At 63.0% G+C, this 600-nt stretch carries 1 protein-coding gene; it reads right to left on the bottom strand.

From position 1 onward, the window contains the following. Positions 1 to 600: AMP-binding protein (locus HU720_RS23945; protein WP_186523627.1), on the bottom strand; the 600-nt coding region annotated here is incomplete at both ends.

A 600-nucleotide genomic window follows, 5' to 3' on the forward strand; every position in this document is an offset into this window, starting at 1 on the left:
GCGATTGGCTCGCCAATCGGCACGCTGTCGCGGCCTTCTTCGCGGCAGGTCCAGTGGGTCACGTCGATGGCCGCTTCGGTGGGGCCGTACAGGTTGTAGAGCCCGGCTTGCGGCAGCTTGGCGAAGACTTGCTGCTGGGCATCGGCTGGCAAGGCTTCGCCACTGCACACGATGCGCTTGAGGCTGGTGCAGCGGGCAACCCCGCTGTCTTGCAGGAACGCCTGCAACATCGACGGCACGAAGTGCAACGTGCTGACCTGTTCGGTCGTAATCAGCTCGACCAGGCGCGCCGGATCACGGTGATCGCCAGGCGCAGCGACTACCAGACGAGCGCCGGTCATCAGCGGCCAGAAGAATTCCCACACCGAGACGTCGAAGCTGAATGGCGTCTTTTGCAGCACGGTGTCGCTGGCATCGAGACCGTACGCCTGTTGCATCCAGCACAGACGGTTCACCAGCGCCGAATGACGGTTGCCCGCCCCTTTCGGGCGACCCGTGGAACCGGAGGTGTAAATCACATAGGCCAGGTTTTCCGGGCAGACCGATACGTTTGGATTCGTCGCATCCTCAGCGCCATGATCGACATCCAACGCCAGCGTC

Origin of the sequence: Pseudomonas sp. SWRI51 (assembly GCF_014268825.1) — a bacterium.
In the GTDB taxonomy this organism is placed as follows: domain Bacteria; phylum Pseudomonadota; class Gammaproteobacteria; order Pseudomonadales; family Pseudomonadaceae; genus Aquipseudomonas; species Aquipseudomonas farsensis.